We start from the raw sequence: 19,690 nt of genomic DNA on the forward strand, positions 1-19,690 counted from the left end.
CTTTAAGAGTGTATTGCTCTTTTATCTACTGATAAAGCTGCTTCTTTTACAGCTTCTGAGAATGTTGGATGCGCATGACACGTTCTTGCAATATCTTCAGCGCTAGCACCAAACTCCATTGCTACTCCAATTTCTCCAATTAATTCACCTGCATGAGGTCCAATAATATGTGCTCCTAAAACTCTATCTGTTTTTTCATCAGCTAAGATTTTCACAAAACCTTCTGCTTCATCAATTGCTTTAGCTCTTGAATTTGCCATAAATGAAAATTTACCAATTTTATATTTAGTATTTGCTTCTTTTAATTGTTCTTCTGTTTTCCCAATTGAAGCAACCTCTGGTGTTGTATAAACAACTCCAGGAATAATATCATAATTAACATGTCCTGATTGTCCTGCAATATTTTCTGCAACTGCAATACCTTCGTCCTCAGCTTTGTGAGCAAGCATCGGTCCATCAATTACATCTCCAATAGCATATACATTCTTAATATTTGTTTGAAATGTTTTGTTAGTTTTAATTCTTTTCTTTTGATCTAATTCAACACCAATTGCTTCTAAATTTAAGTTAGTTGTATTAGGTTTTCTACCAACAGATATAAGAACTACATCACAATCAAAATCTGCTTTTTTTCCATCTTTATCTGTTGTTGAAACTATAGCACCATTAGCATTTTTTTTAATTCCTTCTACTTTTGTCTGCATATGAAAATTAATTCCTTGTTTCTTTAATATTTTCATAAACTCTGTAGATATTTCTCTATCCATACCAGGAGTAATATGCTCTAAAAATTCAACCACATGAACCTCAGCGCCTAATCTAGACCAAACAGATCCCATCTCTAACCCTATATAACCACCACCAACAACAACCATTTTTTTTGGCACAGTTTCTAAAGTTAATGCTCCTGTTGAAGATACAATTATTTTTTCATCAAATTCAATACCTGGTAATGCAACTGGAACTGACCCGGTGCTAATAACTGTTTTATCTGTTTCAATTATAGTTTCTTTTTTTTGATCATCTAATATTGAAATTTTATTTGCAGATTTAAAACTTCCTGTACCCTTAAAGTAAGTGACTTTATTTTTCTTAAATAAAAATTCTACACCTTTAGTCAAAATTGTTACTGCTTTATCCTTATTTTGCATCATTTTTTGAAGATTAAGTTTTACCTCACCCACTTCTATGCCAAGTTTAGAAAAATTTTGTGCCTTATGATAATTTTCTGAAATATTTAGTAAATTTTTAGAAGGTATGCACCCTACATTTAAACAGGTTCCACCTAATGAACCTCTTGATTCTATACATGCAGTTTTAAGTCCTAATTGTGCTAATCTTATCGCACACACATAGCCTCCTGGACCACCACCTATTACTACTGCTTGAAATTTATCTGACATTTAAATATTTAAAAATAACCTTCTTGGATCCTCTAAATTTTCTTTAACCATTTTTAAGAATGATACTGACTCTTTTCCATCTATAATTCTGTGATCATAAGATAAGGCAAGATACATAATAGGTCTAATTTTAATCTCACCATCAACTACCATTGGTCTTTCGACTATATTATGCATACCTAATACACCAGATTGAGGTAAGTTTAATATTGGAGTAGATAACATTGAACCATACACTCCACCATTACTAATTGTAAAAGTTCCACCCTGAAGGTCTTCTATGGTTATTTTTCCATCTCTCGCTTTTTCAGAAATAGTTTTAATATTTTTTTCAATATCAGCAAATGACAATTGATCTGCATCCCTTAATACTGGTACTACTAATCCTTTTTCAGTTCCTACTGCAAAACTCATATTATAATAATTTTTATAAATAATTTCATCTCCATCAATTTCAGCATTAACTGATGGATACATTTTTAGTGCAGCAACACATGCTTTTACAAAAAATGACATGAACCCTAATTTAATTCCGTACCTGCTTTGGAAGTCTTCCTGGTTCTCTTTTCTCATTTCCATTATGCCAGTCATATCAACTTCATTGAAAGTTGTTAATAATGCTGCATTTTCTTGTGCTTGTTTTAATCTTTTTGCAATTGTTTGTCTAAGCCTAGACATTTTAATTCTCTCTTCTTGACCATATTTAATTTTTCTTTCTGATGGTTGAGGGTTCTCTCCCATCATACTAATTAGGTCACCTTTAAGAACTCTACCCTCTTTACCAGAGCCACTAACTTTTTTTAAATCAATTTTATTTTCAACTACAATTTTTCTTACTGCTGGTGAAAGTATTTCATTATTATTATTTGAAGAATTAGTTTTCTCCTCTTTAACCTCATTGGTTAATACCAATGGCTCTTCCTCTTCAGGTTCTTTAAGAACTTTAGGAGCTTCTTTTTTAATTTCTAAATTAACTACATTATTTTCTGTTTTCTTAGGTTCAATTTTTGTAATTATCTTTTTTTCAGATGGTTGAGCTCCATTTTGACTTATCATACCAAGAAGAGCACCTACTTCGACTGTTTCTCCATCTTTAGAATTTATTTCAGACAAAACCCCATCAATTGGAGATGGTACTTCTAAATTAACTTTATCAGTTTCTAATTCTACAATTGCCTCATCAGCTACCACTGTATCGCCTTCTTTCTTAAGCCACTTAGCAACTGTCGCTTCAGTAATGCTTTCTCCAAGAACTGGTACTAAAATTTTTTCGCTCATTTTTATTCAAAAACCTTTTTTATAATTTCTTGTTGTTGGGCAAGATGTCTTTTTGCATAACCTGTAGCTGGAGACGCGTCTGGGCTTCTTCCTATATAAGAAATTCCAGTATTATTAGCGTTAATAGTTTCTAATGTCCATTGTATATAATCTCTTACAGAAAACCATGCCCCCATATTTTTTGGTTCTTCTTGGCACCAATAAAAATTAGCATTTTTTGCATATTTTTTAATTTCTCTAACTAAACTTTTTACCGGAAAAGGATAAAGTTGTTCAATTCTGTACAATACTACATCGTCTTTCTTAAGTTTTTCTCTTGCTTCTAGTAGATCAAAATAAACTTTTCCTGAACATAAAATTACTTTTTTAATTTTTGAGCTTTCTTTTAATTTTATAAATCCATTTTCTTCATCTAGTGCATGATCCCATAAAATTCTATGAAAAAAGTTATCTTTACCAAAGTCTTCTATATTTGAAACACAATGCTTATTTCTTAATAAAGATTTTGGAGTCATTATTATTAATGGCTTTCTAAATTCTCTATGCATTTGTCGTCTTAAAGCATGATAATAATTTGCAGGAGTTGTACAATTCAATACTTGTAAGTTATCATTTGCGCATAGTTGTAAAAATCTTTCTAGTCTTGCTGAAGAGTGTTCTGGTCCTTGGCCTTCATATCCATGAGGTAAAAGCATTACTAGCCCAGATGCTCTAGTCCATTTTCTTTCTCCTGATGCAATAAACTGATCAATAACTACTTGTGCTCCATTTGCAAAATCTCCAAATTGTGCTTCCCAAATAGTTAAAGTATTAGGTTCAACTAAACTATATCCATACTCAAAACCTAAAACTGCTAATTCTGATAAAAAACTATCAACTATTTCGTATCTCATTTGATTTTTTGAAATATTATTTAAAGGTATATATCTAGAGTTGTCTTCTTGATTCCTCAAAACTGAATGTCTTTGACTAAATGTTCCTCTACCAGAATCTTGTCCAACTAATCTTACTGGATAACCTTCTTCTAACAATGATCCAAATGCTAGTGCTTCAGCGGTTGACCAGTCAATACCTTTTCCATTAGATACCGATGCTTTCCTAGCATCTAAAATTTTAACAATAGTTTTATGTAATTTTAATTTTTCTGGAGTTGCATTAATTTTTTCAGAAATTTCTAAAAGTTTTTGTTGATCATAGCCACTTACACCTCTTTTATCTTTTCCTTTTTCTGGTTTATATCTTGACCATGTTCCCTCATACCATTCTATTTTTGGTTTATAGTCTTTTGCATTTTTATATTGATCATCAAGCAAATTTTTAAAATCTGTTTTAAATTTACTTAACTCATTTTCAGAAAGTGTATTTTCATTTACTAATTTTTTCCCATACAGCTCAACTGGTGTAGGGTGAGACCTAATTTTTTTATACATCAATGGCTGTGTAAAAGAAGGTTCGTCTCCTTCATTATGTCCGAATCTTCTATAACAGATTAAATCAACCACTACGTCTCTATTAAATTTTAATCTAAATTCTGTTGCAATCCTTGTTGCATAAACAACTGCTTCTGGATCATCTCCATTCACATGAAGTATTGGAGCGTCTACCATTTTTGCAACATCAGATGGATATGGTGATGACCTTGCAAATCTTGGGCTTGTAGTAAAGCCTATTTGATTATTAACAATAATATGAATTGTTCCACCTGTGTTATGGCCTGGTAAACCAGACATGGCAAAACATTCAGCCACAACTCCTTGTCCAGCAAAGGCTGCATCTCCATGTATCAGAATTGGTATAACTTTATTTCTTTCTTTATCTTTGTGAAAAAATTGTTTTGCTCGAGTTTGTCCAAGTACCACAGGATTGACTGCCTCTAAATGTGAAGGGTTATCTGTAAGACTAACATGCACAGAATTGCCATCAAACTCTCTATTTGATGATGCTCCTAGATGGTATTTTACATCTCCTGCACCTTCTTCCCCTGATGTTTGAACATCTCCTGCAAATTCATTAAATATTCTTTTGTAAGATTTTTGTAATACATTTGCTAATACATTGAGTCTTCCTCGATGAGACATACCAATTTTGACTTCTTTAACTTCAGCTTGCCCACCAATTTTAATTATTTGTTCTAGCGCAGGTATTAAACCTTCTCCCCCATCTAAACCAAATCTTTTTGTTCCCACATATTTTTTATGTAAAAATTTTTCAAAACCTTCTGCTTGAATTAGTTTCATTAAAATAGCTTCTTTACCATTTTTTGTAAATTGAAGAGAGTTCTCATCTTGCTCAATTCTATCTCTAAGCCATTTTCTTTCTGTTGGGTTTGATATATGCATATATTCATAACCAATTGGACCACAGTAAGTTTTATTTAGGAAATTTAATATTTCTTTTATAGTAGAGTGTTCTTTATTAATTACACCATCTAAGTAAATTTTCTCATCATAATTTTCTTTTTTAAATCCATAATGCTCAGGATGAAGTTCATCTAGATATTCTGTTTCCATCATTCCTAGAGGATCAAGCTTAGCTAATAAATGTCCTCTTTGTCTATATGCTCTAATTAATGCAACAGCTCTAATTGAGTTAATATTGCTTTTGACTAAATCTTTTGAATTAACTTTTGCAATGTTGCCTTCATTAGAAAGTTTTTTTTCGCCTTCTTCAGTCCTTTTTTCAACTTCATCAATATCAATTTTTTTTTTATACTCCATGATGGACCATTAATTTCTTTGGCAATCATACTTAAATCTTCACTCATACCCTCAAAATAATTTTGCCAACTTTCAGGAAGATCTTTGTCTTTATTTATAAACTTTAAATACATTTGCTCTATAAATGCACTGTTAGACTTACTAAGAAATGAAGTTTTTTCGAATTCGAGATTTTTTGATGATGACATCTATTCTATTGATATAATATCAGATAAATAATTTTCAATTAGATAATTTATTAAATAATGTTTTGCCAAGTTCTGATGGTGATTTTGCAATTGTAATTCCACATTCTTCCATCTTTTTTATCTTATCCTCTGCTCCGCCCTTACCACCTGAAATAATAGCTCCTGCATGACCCATTGTTCTTCCTGGAGGTGCTGTTATTCCAGCAACAAATCCAACCATAGGTTTTTTTATTTTATGGTTTTTAACAAATTCAGCTGCTTCTTCTTCAGCAGAACCGCCAATTTCACCAATCATAAGAATAGATTCCGTCTCAGCATCATTTAAAAATAAATCTAAACAATCAATAAAGTTTGTCCCATTTATCGGGTCTCCACCAATTCCTATACAAGTAGATTGTCCTAATCCATTTTCAGTTGTTTGTGCAACTGCCTCATAAGTTAAAGTTCCAGATCTTGAAACAATTCCAACAGAACCTTTCTTGTGAATATTTCCAGGCATAATCCCAATCTTACATTCATCAGGAGTAATTATTCCTGGACAATTAGGTCCTATCAATCTGCTTTTTGAATTATTTAGCTTTTGTTTTACACGAAGCATATCTTGAATTGGTACACCTTCGGTAATACAAACTATAAGCTCAATGGATGCATCAATTGCTTCTATAATAGCTGCCGCTGCAAATTTTGCTGGCACATAAATCATAGTTGCATCAGCGCCAACTTCTTGTTTTGCTTCAGCTACAGTATTAAATACTGGACGGTCAAGATGTTTTTGTCCTCCCTTTTTTGGAGTAACTCCACCCACAAGATTAGTTCCATATTTTAATGCTTGTTCTGAATGAAAAGTTCCATGTGTACCTGTAAAACCTTGGCATATAACTTTTGTATTTTTATCAATTAAAACTGACATTCTATTTTATAGCCTCTACTATTTTTTGTGCAGCATCATCTAAATTTTCTGCTGAAATTAATTTTAATCCTGAATTATCTAAAATTTTTTTTCCTTCTTTAAAGTTTGTTCCTGCAAGTCTAACTACTAATGGAACACTTATATTTATTTCTTTGGCAGCATCAACAACACCTTGAGCAAGGACATCACATCTCATAATTCCCCCAAAAATGTTTATTAATATACCTTTAACATTTTTGTCCGAAAGAATAATCTTAAGAGCAGCTGAAACTTTTTCTTTTGAAGCTCCTCCTCCAACATCTAAAAAATTTGCTGGCTCTTCACCATATAATTTAATTATATCCATTGTTGCCATTGCAAGACCTGCTCCATTGACCATGCAGCCAATGCTTCCATCTAGCTTTATGTAAGCAAGATCGTGTTTACTCGCATCTATTTCTGTGGGATCTTCTTCATTTAAATCCCTAAGCTCGATTATTTCAGGATGTCTAAATAAAGCATTAGAGTCAAAATTAACTTTTGCATCTAAACAAATTATTTTTTTTTCTTTAGTTAATATTAGTGGGTTAACTTCAACCATGTTGGCGTCTGTGCCTAAAAACATTTTATATACTGATTTTATCAGCGCTATTGCTTGTTTTTTTGCATCATCTGCTAAAGCATAAATTGCAATTATTTTTTCACAGTCAGCATCAGAAATTTCATCAGTAATATCTATTTTAGTTGTTATAATTTTTTCTGGAGTTTTTTCTGCAACTTCTTCAATGTCCATTCCACCTTGATCGCTAGATATAAATACTATTTTTGAACTTGCTCTATCTACTAAACAAGATAAATAAAATTCTTTATCAATATTAGAGGACTCTTCTACATATAATCTTTTTACTTCTCTTCCTGCTGGGCCAGTTTGATGTGTTACGAGTGTTTTTCCAAGCAATTCTTTTGCAGCAACACTTAATTCATCAATTGTGTTTAAAATTTTTACACCTCCAGCTTTACCTCGTCCACCAGCATGAATTTGTGCTTTTAAAACAAATTTTTCTGTTTTTAATGATTTTACTTTTTCAATCAACTCATCAACTGTAAAAGCAAAAACTCCTTCAGGAACTACCGCTCCATATTTTTTTAAAATTTGCTTGGCCTGGTGTTCGTGAATATTCATTATTTAGAAAGATCTGGATCTATTTTAGATGCAGCTTCCCATAATGCTTTCACAGCATCTATAGAGTGCATAAATTCTTTTTTTTCTTTTTCATCTAAATCTATTTGCTCTATTTTTTCAACACCATCTTTACCAATTATTACTGGTACACCAGCATAAACATTACTAACTCCATATTCACCATTTAAATGAACTGCACATGGAAGTAATTTTTTTTCATCTTTTAAATATGCTTCTGCCATTTGTACACCTGAAGCTGCTGGTGCATAAAATGCAGAACCTTTTTCTAGATATTTAACAATCTCAGCTCCTCCATCTCTAGTTCTTTGATTAATTTCTTCTAACCTTTCTGGAGATATTTTTCCTTCTTTAACTAAGTCTAATAATGGTTTACCTGAAACTTTTGTAAATCTTGGTAGGGGAACCATTGTGTCTCCATGACCTCCCATAACCATTGCTTCAATTTCTTTTACCGGAACATTAAGCTCTAGAGATAAAAATAATTTAAATCTTGAGCTGTCCAAAATTCCTGCCATTCCAACTACTTTATTTGCTGGTAAGCCTGAAAATTTTTGAAAGGCCATCACCATAACGTCTAGTGGATTTGTAATGCATATTACAAATGCATTGGGTGCATTTTTTTTAATACCCTCTGCTACTTGTTTAATAATTTTTAAATTAATACCTAATAAATCATCTCTGCTCATTCCTGGTTTTCTTGGAACTCCTGCAGTGATTATTATTACATCTGAATCTTTTATATCTTCATAATTGTCTGTACCTGAAAATTTTACATTAAAACCATCAACAGAGGAAGATTGAGCTATGTCTAGAGCTTTTCCTTTAGCTATACCACTTGCAACATCAAAAAGTACCACCTCATCAGCTACTTCTTTAGTTCCTATTAAGTGAGCAAGAGTGCCCCCAATTTGACCTGCTCCTATTAAAGATATTTTTTTCATTTCTCTCCTTATTTCATTGTTGGCATGACAAATTCTGCATTAGATCTTATTCCAGAAGGCCATCTTGATGTTACTGTTTTAAGCTTTGTATAAAATTTAATTCCTTCAGCTCCGTGCATTGCACTATCTCCAAATAATGATCTTTTCCATCCACCAAAACTATGGAATGCCATTGGTACAGGTATTGGAACATTAATTCCAACCATACCAACTTGAATTTTACTAGCAAACGTTCTTCCAGCATCACCATCTCTTGTGTAAATGCTTACTCCATTACCATACTCATGGTCGTTAATTAACTTTGTTGCTTCTTCAAAAGTTTTAGCTCTTATGACTGATAAAACAGGTCCAAATATTTCTTCTTTATAAATTCTCATATCCTTTTTAACGTGATCAAATAAACAACCCCCTATAAAAAAACCATTTTCATATCCTTGAAGTTTTATATTTCTTCCATCAACAACTAATTTAGCACCTTCTTCAACTCCAAGATCAACATAACTTTTTACTTTTTCTAAATGTTCATTGGTAACTAGTGGACCCATCTCAGATGTTTTATCCATACCAGGTCCTACTTTTAATGCTTCAGCTTTTTTTGATAAACGAGCAACTAGCTCATCACCTATATCTCCTACAGCTACTGCTACTGATTGTGCCATACATCTCTCTCCTGCAGACCCATATGCAGCACCCATTAATCCATTTACCGCACCATCAAGGTCACAGTCAGGCATTACAACTAAATGATTTTTTGCACCACCTAAAGCTTGAACCCTTTTTTCATTTTTTGCAGAGTTTTCATAAATATATTTTGCAATTGGTGTTGAGCCTACAAAGCTTACAGCTTTGACATCTTTGTTTGTTAAAATCGCATCAACAGCTTCTTTATCTCCATTAATAACATTAAAAACACCATCTGGTAGTCCTGCTTCTGTTAGCAATTCTGCTAATCTTAGTGGGCAAGATGGATCTTTTTCTGACGGTTTTAAAATAAATGTATTTCCACATGCAATAGCAATAGGAAACATCCACATTGGCACCATTGCAGGAAAATTAAAAGGTGTAATTCCAGCAACAACTCCAAGTGGTTGTCGCATAGACCAACTATCTACATTTGTTCCTACATTTTCTGAAAATTCTCCTTTAAGTAAATGTGGAATACCACACGCAAATTCAACAACTTCTAGTCCTCTTGTTAAAGAACCTTTGGCATCTTCATAAACTTTCCCATGCTCTGAAACTATTAACTTTGTAAGTTCATCGGCATTTTTTTCTATTAACTCTTTAAATTTAAACATTACCCTTGCTCTTTGAAGTGAAGGTTTTAAAGACCAAGTTTCAAAAGCTTTTTGAGCTACTTCTACAGCTTTATCTAGATCAGTTTTACTGGCTAATCTTACCTCAGACTCTTGTTCACCAGTTGCTGGATTAAAAACTTTACTTTTTCTGTCAGAAGAGCCTGAAATTAGCTTTCCGCCAACAAAATGTTCTAATAAATTCATGAATGGTGTTATTTAAAGGGGTAATTAGCTTGTTGCAAGCATTTTTTTCAATTCAGCTATAGCTTTTGCTGGATTTAATCCCTTTGGACAAGCATTAGTACAATTCATAATAGTATGACATCTATAAAGTTTAAGCTCATCAGCTACTTTTTTTAATCTCTCTTTTTTTTCATCATCTCTACTATCAACTATCCATCTATAAGCCTGAAGTAAAACTGCAGGACCTAAATATTTATCACCATTCCACCAATAACTTGGACAAGATGTTGAGCAGCATGCACACATGATACATTCATATGCACCGTCTAATTTTACTCTGTCTTCTTTAGTTTGTAATATCTCAGTGGTTTCAACTTTTGTATTTGTTTTTAGCCATGGCTCGATTGATTCATACTGTTTGTATAATCCACTTAAATCACCAATTAAATCTTTTTTAACTTTTAAATGAGGTAATGGATAAATATTTATATCACCTTCAATTTCTGAATGAGGCTTTGTACATGCTAAACCATTTTTACCATCCATATTCATTGCACAAGATCCACAAACTCCATGTGCACACGATCTACGATAAGCTAATGATGGGTCAATTTCGTTTTTAATTTTATTTAAAATATCTAATACTTTTGATGGACAATTATCCATATCCACTTCATAGGTATCTACTCTTGGGTTTTCTCCATTTGAGGGATCCCATCTGTAAACATTTACTTTTCTAATATTTTTTGACCCAGTCTTATCTTGGTAATAGTTACCTTTTTGAACTTCTGAATTTTTAGGTAAATTTATTTGAACCACTAGTAAACTCTTTCTTGAGGTGGAAAGTATTGAACTTCATTTGTTAAAGTTGTTTTAGTAACTGGTCTATATCCAATTTTTGAATCTTTTCCATTGCACCAAGCAATAGTGTGTTGCATAAATTTTTCATCATCTCTTTTTGGGAAATCTTCTCTTGCATGCGCACCTCTACTCTCTTGTCTATTATAAGCAGAATCCACTGTTGTAATTGCTTGTCTTATCAAATTATCAAATTCCAATGTTTCCACTAAATCAGTATTGAAAACAAGTGACTTATCTTTTACAGAAATTGATTCCATTCCATCATATGCTTTTCTAATATTATCAACACCTTCTTTAAGCGTTTTTTCTGTTCTAAAAACAGCACACTTTGATTGCATAGTTTTTTGCATTGAAAGTCTAAGTTCTGCAGTACTATTTTCACCATTAGAGTTTCTTAATTTATCAAATCTTTCTAAACATTTTTCTGTTTCAGTCTCTCCTATATCCTCGTGTGGAGTTCCTGGTTTTACAAGTTCTGCAGCTCTCTTGGCTGCAGCTCTTCCAAATACAACTAGATCAATTAAAGAATTAGATCCCAATCTATTTGCTCCATGAACAGAAACACAGGCAGCCTCACCAATTGCCATTAATCCTGGAACTGTTTCAGAATCATTTCCTGTTAATACTTCAGCTTTATAGTTTGTTGGGATACCTCCCATATTATAATGAACAGTGGGCACTACTGGTATTGGCTCCTTAGTTACATCAACATTTGCAAATAATCTTGCTGCTTCCGTTATTCCTGGAAGTCTACTTTCAATAATATTTTTGTCTAAATGACTTAAGTGTAAATGAACATGATCCTGTTCTTTACCCACACCTCTTCCTTCGTTAATCTCAATTGACATTGATCTACTTACTACATCTCTAGATGCTAAGTCTTTAGCTTTTGGTGCGTAACGCTCCATAAATCTTTCACCTTTTGAATTAACTAAATATCCACCTTCACCTCTAACACCTTCAGAAATTAAAGTTCCGTGCCCATAAATTCCTGTTGGGTGAAATTGTACAAATTCCATATCTTGTAATGGTAAGCCTGCTCTTAAAACCATTGCATTTCCATCTCCAGTACAAGTGTGTGCTGAAGTTGCAGAATAATAAGCTTTTCCGTAACCCCCTGTTGCAATTATTGTGCTGTGCGCTCTAAATCTATGAATTGTTCCATCATTTAAATTCCAAGCAATAAGACCTTTGCATTCACCATCCTTCATTAATAAATCTAAAGCAAAATATTCAATAAAAAATTCAGTGTTATGTTTTAAAGCTTGTCCATAAAGAGTATGAAGTATTGCGTGTCCAGTTCTATCTGCAGCTGCACATGTTCTTTGAACAATTCCATTACCATAATTTTTTGTCATTCCACCAAAAGGTCTTTGGTAAATTTTGCCATCATCAGTTCTGCTAAATGGAACTCCATATTTTTCTAACTCTATAACAGCAGCTGGAGCTTCTTTACAAAGATACTCAATGCTATCTTGGTCACCTAACCAGTCAGCACCTTTAACAGTATCATACATATGCCAACGCCAATCATCTTCACCCATATTCCCTAAAGATGCAGAAATTCCTCCTTGAGCAGCTGAGGTATGACTTCTTGTTGGAAATACTTTTGAAATGCAGGCTGTCTTTAAACCAGCTTCACTTAAACCAACAGCAGCTCTTAGACCTGATCCTCCGGCACCAAGTACGATGACATCGTATTCATGGTCTATTATTTTATATGAGCTCATTAGTTTAAATTCAATATTACAGTTATTGTTATAATTGGCATTATTATAGCAAAAATATTAAGTACTTTGTTTGCGGCATTTTTGATTTTTTCATTCTGAATATAATCTTCAAATACCTCGCTAATACTTAGGGCAGAAAAAAAGTAAGCAAATACTAGTGTTAAAGAAACTAAAATTTTAGATGGTTGAGTGGTAAAGAAATTAACAACCTCAATATAATCTTTATCAAAAATTGAAACTAAATTTAGAATAAACCAAATCATTAAAGGTACTAAAATTACTGAACTAATTTTCATGAACAGCCATTTTTTTGTTACAGAGTTCATTTTAAATAAAATTCCTTCCTAATAGATAAAATAGAATTGTAAAAAAAATAGATCCAAAAATTACCAATAAACCTGTAATCTTTGTGGTCTTTAGTTCAAAACCATAACCAAGATCCATTACTAAATGTCTTATTTCACTCAATACCTGAAAGCTAAAAGACCAAGTTAAACAAATAATAATAAATTTTCCAAAAATAGATTGCAAAAATAATTTTGTTAGATCGTAGCTAGATTCTCCTAACAACAAAGAAAATATCCACAAACAAATTACTGTTATTGCAAATATATTAACTATTCCTGTAATCCTATGAGAAATAGAAACCAAAGAAGATATGTGCCATCTATAAATTTGAATGTGTGGTGATAAAGGGTTGTTATTATCCATTATTCTTCCTAATTAAAAGCTCAGCTATTTCTACTGCATTCAGTGCAGCACCTCTTAATAAATTATCTGATACTATCCACATATTGAGTGTATTTTTTTTTGTTTTATCTTCTCTAATCCTAGAAATATAAGTTTCATTTTTACCTTCTGCCTCTAAAGGAGTAATGTAACCTCCATCTTCTCTTTTATCATACACCTCACATCCCTCTGCACTATCTAATAAAGAGTGTATTGTTTGTAAGCTAAATGGTTTTTCAAATTCAATATTTACAGATTCAGCATGAGAAACTAGCACTGGAATTCTTACGCATGTTGCAGTTAGCTCAATTTTGTCATCTAAAATCTTTTTTGTTTCGTTAACCATCTTTAATTCTTCTTTTGTGTAACCATCATCTGCAAAAACATCTATGTGAGGAATTGCATTAAATGCAATTTGTTTAGTAAAATTTTTAGAATTTATTTTCTTTTTATCTAATGATAATTTAGTTTGTTCAATCAATTCATCCATTGATGCTTTACCACCACCAGATACAGATTGATAAGTTGATATAACTACTCTTTTTATATTAAATTCATCATGTAAGGGTTTTAGAGCTATTACTAATTGTGCTGTAGAACAGTTTGGATTAGCAATAATATTTTTTTTTAAAACATTAATTGCTTCTGGATTCACTTGTGGAACAATTAAAGGTACATCTTGATCCATTCTGAAAAAGCTAGAATTATCAATTACTGTAGTATGTTTTGCTGCTTTTTCTGCATATTTTTCTGATATTTTTCCACCAGCTGCAAAAAAGGTAATTTCAGCTTTTGAGAAATCATAAGTCTCTAAGTTAAAAATCTCATGCTCCTTTCCATCAAAATTTACTTTTTGACCAGCACTCCTTGGAGAGGCAACTAAAAATAATTGGTCTATTGAAATTTTTTTCTGCTCTAATACTTCGAGCATTTTTCTTCCAACATTACCTGTGGCTCCTACAATTGCTATATTCATGATATTATTTTACTTTTATACTAGATGAAGGGTAAATCACAAACGTTTCCATTAATGGTATTATCGTTTATTTGAATTTTAAAGCCTTGAGATGCTTCCCAGTGGGATTTCTTTATCATTGCTATGCCTATAACCTTTTGAAAATGAGGTGAATAACAAGCCGATCTTAATTCACCAATTACATTATTATTTTCATCATATATGTTTTTTGATCCAGTAAGACTAATTTCTTTTATATCAATTTTAACTCCCCTTAATTTTTTTTTGGGTCCTTTTAATTTTATTTCTTTCAATTTTTCTTTTCCTAAAAAATTTATATCACTATCTAAGCTAACATATTGATCAAAACCACATTCAAATGGATTGTCGTTATTATCAAAGTCATTACCATAAGATAACAGCGCACTCTCAATTCTCTCTATTAAATTCGGACATCCTGGCCCTACATTAAATTCTTTTCCAACTTCAAAAAGATGGTCATACAATTTTTGTCCTGACTGTGTGTTTTCAACGTATACTTCATATCCTCCTTGTTTAGACCATCCTGATCTAGCTATAAGGTGCTTTGTGCCTTCAAAATCAAAATAATCAAACCCAAAGAATTTTAGCTCAGTAATTTTTTTTCCAAAAACTTTTTCCATTAACGCAAAGGATTTTGGACCTTGTATTGCCATAATATCAACTACTGGTTCTACAATTTTAACATCAAATTTGTGTCCTGATGCTAAGCCTTTGGCAAAAAAGATTACATCTGAATCTGCTATTGATATCCACCATTTATTTTCATCAAGTTTTAAAACAACTGGGTCATTAACTAAATTTCCATTTTCGTCTATTATTGGACAATAATAACATCTGCCTATTTTAGATTTTGATAGATCCCGGCATGTCATCAATTGTACTAACTCTGCCGAGTCTTTTCCTGATATTTCTACTTGTCTTTCTGCAGCGACATCCCATATCTGAACATGTTCTTTTAAATGTTTGTAGCTATCCTCTATTGATCCAAATGCAGCAGGTAACAACATATGATTATATATTGTGTATGCTGTAACTCCTTGCTTCTCTATTCTTGAGGTATAAGGAGTACTTCTTAATCTTCTTGATTTTGCTATTGAAAAATTTTTCATTTTTTTAAAAATTCAGAGATCTTTTCTCTCATTTCAAAAGCTTTTTCAAACATAATCATATGTCCACAATTTTTAATTATATGAGTTTTTGAATTAAGAACGAGCTCTGCAAATTTCTTACCTTTTTCAATATTAACCATCTTATCTAGCTCACCAAAGATAAATAATGTCGGACACTTGATTGACTTTAACGCCTCAGATCCATTTTTATAATTATTACATGCTATAAGATCGATAGCTAAAACTTCTCTAATATTTCTTGGAGAATTAATAATTTTTTCCACAGGATTACCTCCAATGAATTTTTTATAATTCTCATAGCTCCATTTCATCATTAACTGAACTGCTTTATCATCTCCATTTTCAGCAAGATCAATTAAATCTTGATTAACAGGCATTCTGTAAGAACCACCTATAAATATTAAATTTTTAACTCTTTTAGAATACCTTAATGAATATTCCAATGCTTCCAAACACCCTTGGGAATGACCTATTATTGTTAATTCAGAAACATTAAGTTTTTTAAAAACTTTTTCTAACCAATCTGAAATTTCTTCTATTGATTTTAAACAATCACCTTCAGAATTTCCATGTCCAGGTAAATCTATTGCTAAAACATTATAATTTTGATTTGATAAATACTGTTCTGTTAAGGACCAAACAATATGTGAGAGACCACTTCCATGCAGCAAAACTATTGTGGATTTTTTTTTATCAATACCTTGGCCTGAATCTGATCCAAAGACTTTTTTGTTGTCTACTTGAAAGATCAACTTAATTCCTTAACTTTCTTTCTAAGTTCAAATTTTTGAATTTTTCCTGTTGAAGTTTTTGGTAAATCACAAAAAATAACACTCTTAGGAAGTTTAAATCCTGCCAATGTTTCTCTACAAAAATCTATTATTTCTTTTTCTGTTGCTGGCTTATCTTTAATTAATTCAACAAAAGCACAAGGTGTTTCTCCCCATTTTTCATCTGGTTTAGCAACTACAGCTGCTAAAGAAACTGAAGGGTGTTTTGCAATTGCATTTTCAATTTCTATTGAAGAAATATTTTCTCCTCCAGAAATAATGATATCTTTAGATCTATCTTGAATTTTTATATATCCATCAGGATGGGTCACAGCTAAATCTCCTGAATGAAACCATCCACCTGCCATTGACTTATCTGTTGCTTCTTTATCCTTGTAATATCCTTTCATTACAATATTCCCTCTAATCATAATTTCACCCATAGTCTTTCCATCTTTGGGTACTGGCTTCATTGTTTCTGGATCCATTACAATAGCGCCCTCTGTGTTTGGGTAACGTACACCTTGCCTTGCTTTGATTTCATTCTTTTTATCTTTTTCTAAAGAATTCCAATCATCATTCCACGCACACTGCAACATATGACCATAAGTTTCTGTTAATCCATAAACATGCATAACCTCAAAGCCAAGATTTTCCATTTTTTCAAAAATAATACTTGGTGGAGGTGCACCTGCAGTTAAAACGTTGACTTTTCTTTTTAAGGCTTTTTGATCTTCCTTAGGAGCATTAACAATCATATTTAAAACTATTGGAGCTCCACCAAAATGTGTTACTTCATATTTATCAATTAGTTCAAACATCTTTTTAACATCAATATTTCTTAAACAAATTACTCTTGCGTGCAGCATTGCTAATGTCCAAGGATAACACCAACCATTGCAATGAAACATTGGGACAACACATAAAAAATTTAATTTGTTAGGCATATTCCAAGCTGTAACACTACCTGTTGCCATCAAATATGACCCTCTGTGATGATAAACTACTCCTTTTGGGTTTCCAGTAGTTCCTGACGTATACCCTAATGAAATCGCTTCCCATTCATCTTTTGGTTTTTTCCATTCATAATTTTCATTACCTGTGTTTAAGAAACTTTCATATTCAAGTTCACCTATTTTTTTAAAAGAACTTGTGTCTATGTCCTGGTCGTCAATATCAATAATTGTAATTTTATTTTTAACATTTTTTAAAGCCTTCTCAATTACATCATGAAATTGTCTATCTACAATTAAAACCTTTGCATCGCTATGTTGTAAAATATAACTTATAGTATTGGGGTCTAGTCTTGTGTTGATTGCATTAATTACTGCCCCCACCATCGGTATTGAATAATGTGCTTCAAAAATTTCTGGTGTATTGAAAGCCATTATAGAAACTGTATCTCCAGTTTTCACACCCAATTTATCTAATGCGCTAGCAAACTTAACACATCTTTTATAAACTTCTTCCCAAGTATACGACCTACTTTCATAAACTAAGGCTTCATAATTTGGATATATATCTTTAGTTCTTTCTAAGAATGTTAAAGGAGAAAGAGGAACATAATTAGCCTCATTTTTATCTAAATTTGTATCGTAATGACTCATATTAACTAAATTTAAAATTCATTATATAGTCACTTCCTGATGTGGCTGTTTTAAAATGACTTTCGGCTCTTGGTAAAACTCTTTTAAAATAAAAATTTGCAGTCTGTATTTTATCTTCATAAAAGTCTTTGTTTTGTTCATAATCTTTAAAACTTACCTCTAAAACTTTTATCCACGCATGTGCTATGGACACAAACCCCAATGCTTTTAAATAGTCATTGCATGCTGCGCTTGCATCGTCTTTTGAGTTTTGCACTTTTTCTTTAATCCAATCAGTAAAAGTAGATAATACCTCTAGATGCGTTTTTAATTCTTTTATAAAAGGTTTTAATTTTTCATTTTCAGTACTGCAATCATTCTTGATCAGTTCCAAATATTTGTCAATTATATCACCATTTTTATTTACCAATTTTCTAAAAACTAAATCAGCTGCTTGGATAGAATTTGTTCCTTCATAAATTGGGGTGATTCTATTATCTCTATACAACTGTTCTATACCTTGATCTTTCGTATAGCCATAACCACCATGAACCTGCATAGCCTCACTGGTTATTTCCATTCCCATATCACTAAACATCGTTTTAACCACAGGTGTCATTAACGACACAAGATCTGAAGCTTCTTGTTTAATTTTTTCATCTGGGTGATAAAGGCTAACTTCTGTTTGTTGAGACAGCCAAAAACATAAAGCTCTTTCGCCTTCAATAATAGATTTCATATTAAGCAAAGATTTTCTAATATCTGCATGTTCAATTATAAAATCTGCTCCATTAGTTGATTTTGTATTATTTGTTTTTCCTTGTTTTCGTTCTTTTGCGTAACTCAAAGAGTTTTGATAGGCAATTTCAGAAATCCCCAAGCCTTGAATTCCTACAACAATTCTCTCTAAATTCATCATAGTAAACATTGCGTTTAAGCCTTTATTCTTCAATCCGATCATATAACCAGTTGCATCATCAAAATTTAATACACATGTAGCAGAACCTTTAATTCCCATTTTACTTTCTATAGACCCTGTAGAAACTCCATTTCTAGCTCCAATAGATCCATCTTCATTTACTAAAAATTTAGGTACTAAGAATAAACTTATTCCTTTTGTGCCTGCTGGTGAGTCAGCTGCTCTTGCAATAACTAAGTGGATAATATTTTCAGTTAAATCTTGATCACCTGATGTAATAAAAATTTTCTGTCCACTTAACTTAAAAGTTCCATCAGATTGCTCAATAGCTTTGGTTTTTAAAAGACCTAAATCAGTTCCACAAACTGGTTCAGTAAGGCACATCGTGCCACTCCATTTTCCTTCAACCATTTTTGGAAGGTATTTTTCTTTTATTTCATCTGTAGCGTGATGAGAAATACAATTATATGCACCAATACTTAACTCACTATAAAGTTTAAATGATAAACTTGCAGATGATAACATTTCGTCAAAAAAAGCACTTACTGTTTTTGGCATTCCTTGTCCTCCATATTTTGGATCACAAGAAAGTGAAGTCCAACCATCTTCTATATATTTAGAATAAGCTTCTTTGTAGCCTGGCGGTGTTCTAACCACACCATTCTCTAGAACTGTTGGATTTTCATCACCAGATTTTGCTAATGGTAATATTAAGTTTTGATTAATCTTGGCTGCTTCTTCTAAAATATCTTTTACTAATTCTGAATTAACCTCTTTATACTTTTCAAGATCATTATAATTTTTATTATTTCTTAATTTATCAAAAAGAAACATCATGTCTTCGACTGGAGCAGTATAATTTGGCAT

15 protein-coding genes and 1 pseudogene are annotated in these 19,690 nt (G+C 32.0%); all 16 read right to left on the minus strand.

Annotated elements, in window-relative coordinates:
• Positions 1 to 2: 2 nt before the first annotated feature.
• Positions 3 to 1,403, minus strand: a complete 1,401-nt coding sequence (gene lpdA / locus AC5SL4_RS06210; protein WP_018413616.1) for a dihydrolipoyl dehydrogenase — start codon at positions 1,401 to 1,403, stop codon at positions 3 to 5.
• Positions 1,404 to 2,681, minus strand: a complete 1,278-nt coding sequence (odhB, locus tag AC5SL4_RS06215) for a 2-oxoglutarate dehydrogenase complex dihydrolipoyllysine-residue succinyltransferase (protein ID WP_011281559.1) — start codon at positions 2,679 to 2,681, stop codon at positions 1,404 to 1,406. It lies immediately after the preceding gene.
• A gap of 2 nt (positions 2,682 to 2,683) precedes the next feature.
• Positions 2,684 to 5,586 (minus strand): annotated as a pseudogene (locus tag AC5SL4_RS06220) (2-oxoglutarate dehydrogenase E1 component).
• 34 nt (positions 5,587 to 5,620) lie between these two features.
• Positions 5,621 to 6,496 (minus strand): succinate--CoA ligase subunit alpha, encoded by an 876-nt coding sequence (gene sucD, locus AC5SL4_RS06225; protein ID WP_011281561.1) that lies wholly within the window; start codon positions 6,494 to 6,496, stop codon positions 5,621 to 5,623.
• A gap of 1 nt (position 6,497) precedes the next feature.
• Positions 6,498 to 7,658: an ADP-forming succinate--CoA ligase subunit beta gene (gene sucC, locus AC5SL4_RS06230; RefSeq protein ID WP_271626402.1), complete on the minus strand. Its 1,161-nt coding sequence runs from the start codon at positions 7,656 to 7,658 to the stop codon at positions 6,498 to 6,500.
• Positions 7,658 to 8,620: a malate dehydrogenase gene (gene mdh / locus AC5SL4_RS06235; protein ID WP_011281563.1), complete on the minus strand. Its 963-nt coding sequence runs from the start codon at positions 8,618 to 8,620 to the stop codon at positions 7,658 to 7,660. The genes sucC and mdh overlap by 1 nt, the downstream gene beginning before the upstream one ends.
• An 8-nt stretch (positions 8,621 to 8,628) precedes the next feature.
• A complete protein-coding gene (locus AC5SL4_RS06240; protein ID WP_494587277.1) occupies positions 8,629 to 10,122 on the minus strand; it encodes a CoA-acylating methylmalonate-semialdehyde dehydrogenase in 1,494 nt (497 codons plus the stop codon).
• A 24-nt stretch (positions 10,123 to 10,146) separates the two neighbouring features.
• Entirely contained in the window at positions 10,147 to 10,920 is a 774-nt protein-coding gene (locus tag AC5SL4_RS06245) for a succinate dehydrogenase iron-sulfur subunit (protein ID WP_011281565.1), read from the minus strand.
• Positions 10,920 to 12,692: a succinate dehydrogenase flavoprotein subunit gene (gene sdhA, locus AC5SL4_RS06250; RefSeq protein WP_494576722.1), complete on the minus strand. Its 1,773-nt coding sequence runs from the start codon at positions 12,690 to 12,692 to the stop codon at positions 10,920 to 10,922. Before sdhA ends, AC5SL4_RS06245 begins: the two co-directional genes overlap by 1 nt.
• Positions 12,692 to 13,018, minus strand: a complete 327-nt coding sequence (gene sdhD / locus AC5SL4_RS06255) for a succinate dehydrogenase, hydrophobic membrane anchor protein (RefSeq protein ID WP_018413620.1) — start codon at positions 13,016 to 13,018, stop codon at positions 12,692 to 12,694. The genes sdhA and sdhD overlap by 1 nt, the downstream gene beginning before the upstream one ends.
• Before the next feature lies 1 nt (position 13,019).
• Positions 13,020 to 13,403 carry a succinate dehydrogenase, cytochrome b556 subunit gene (sdhC, locus tag AC5SL4_RS06260; protein ID WP_006997665.1) on the minus strand — a complete coding sequence of 128 codons (384 nt, stop codon included), beginning with the start codon at positions 13,401 to 13,403 and terminating at the stop codon, positions 13,020 to 13,022.
• A complete protein-coding gene (locus AC5SL4_RS06265; protein WP_494587278.1) occupies positions 13,396 to 14,397 on the minus strand; it encodes an aspartate-semialdehyde dehydrogenase in 1,002 nt (333 codons plus the stop codon). Before AC5SL4_RS06265 ends, sdhC begins: the two co-directional genes overlap by 8 nt.
• A gap of 20 nt (positions 14,398 to 14,417) precedes the next feature.
• Positions 14,418 to 15,527 (minus strand): dimethylsulfoniopropionate demethylase, encoded by a 1,110-nt coding sequence (locus AC5SL4_RS06270; RefSeq protein WP_494587279.1) that lies wholly within the window; start codon positions 15,525 to 15,527, stop codon positions 14,418 to 14,420.
• Positions 15,524 to 16,300: an alpha/beta fold hydrolase gene (locus AC5SL4_RS06275; protein ID WP_027306881.1), complete on the minus strand. Its 777-nt coding sequence runs from the start codon at positions 16,298 to 16,300 to the stop codon at positions 15,524 to 15,526. Before AC5SL4_RS06275 ends, AC5SL4_RS06270 begins: the two co-directional genes overlap by 4 nt.
• Complete coding sequence (locus AC5SL4_RS06280; protein WP_271499539.1) at positions 16,297 to 17,925, minus strand: acyl-CoA synthetase; 1,629 nt, start codon at positions 17,923 to 17,925, stop codon at positions 16,297 to 16,299. The genes AC5SL4_RS06275 and AC5SL4_RS06280 overlap by 4 nt, the downstream gene beginning before the upstream one ends.
• A gap of 1 nt (position 17,926) precedes the next feature.
• The gene (locus AC5SL4_RS06285; protein WP_018413623.1) at positions 17,927 to 19,690 is read right to left on the minus strand and encodes an acyl-CoA dehydrogenase C-terminal domain-containing protein; all 1,764 of its coding nucleotides are present in this window, start codon (positions 19,688 to 19,690) and stop codon (positions 17,927 to 17,929) included.

It is taken from the genome of Candidatus Pelagibacter sp. PS_02 (assembly GCF_059418065.1).

Excerpts from the sequence above, each read along its gene's own strand:
- odhB (WP_011281559.1), bottom strand. The coding sequence starts at position 2,681 with ATGAGCGAAAAAATTTTAGTACCAGTTCTTGGAGAAAGCATTACTGAA.
- lpdA (WP_018413616.1), bottom strand. The coding sequence starts at position 1,403 with ATGTCAGATAAATTTCAAGCAGTAGTAATAGGTGGTGGTCCAGGAGGC.
- AC5SL4_RS06285 (WP_018413623.1), bottom strand. The coding sequence starts at position 19,690 with ATGCCAAATTATACTGCTCCAGTCGAAGACATGATGTTTCTTTTTGAT.
- mdh (WP_011281563.1), bottom strand. The coding sequence starts at position 8,620 with ATGAAAAAAATATCTTTAATAGGAGCAGGTCAAATTGGGGGCACTCTT.
- AC5SL4_RS06270 (WP_494587279.1), bottom strand. The coding sequence starts at position 15,527 with ATGAAAAATTTTTCAATAGCAAAATCAAGAAGATTAAGAAGTACTCCT.
- sdhC (WP_006997665.1), bottom strand. The coding sequence starts at position 13,403 with ATGGATAATAACAACCCTTTATCACCACACATTCAAATTTATAGATGG.
- sucD (WP_011281561.1), bottom strand. The coding sequence starts at position 6,496 with ATGTCAGTTTTAATTGATAAAAATACAAAAGTTATATGCCAAGGTTTT.
- sdhD (WP_018413620.1), bottom strand. The coding sequence starts at position 13,018 with ATGAACTCTGTAACAAAAAAATGGCTGTTCATGAAAATTAGTTCAGTA.
- AC5SL4_RS06280 (WP_271499539.1), bottom strand. The coding sequence starts at position 17,925 with ATGAGTCATTACGATACAAATTTAGATAAAAATGAGGCTAATTATGTT.
- AC5SL4_RS06265 (WP_494587278.1), bottom strand. The coding sequence starts at position 14,397 with ATGAATATAGCAATTGTAGGAGCCACAGGTAATGTTGGAAGAAAAATG.
- AC5SL4_RS06240 (WP_494587277.1), bottom strand. The coding sequence starts at position 10,122 with ATGAATTTATTAGAACATTTTGTTGGCGGAAAGCTAATTTCAGGCTCT.
- sucC (WP_271626402.1), bottom strand. The coding sequence starts at position 7,658 with ATGAATATTCACGAACACCAGGCCAAGCAAATTTTAAAAAAATATGGA.
- sdhA (WP_494576722.1), bottom strand. The coding sequence starts at position 12,692 with ATGAGCTCATATAAAATAATAGACCATGAATACGATGTCATCGTACTT.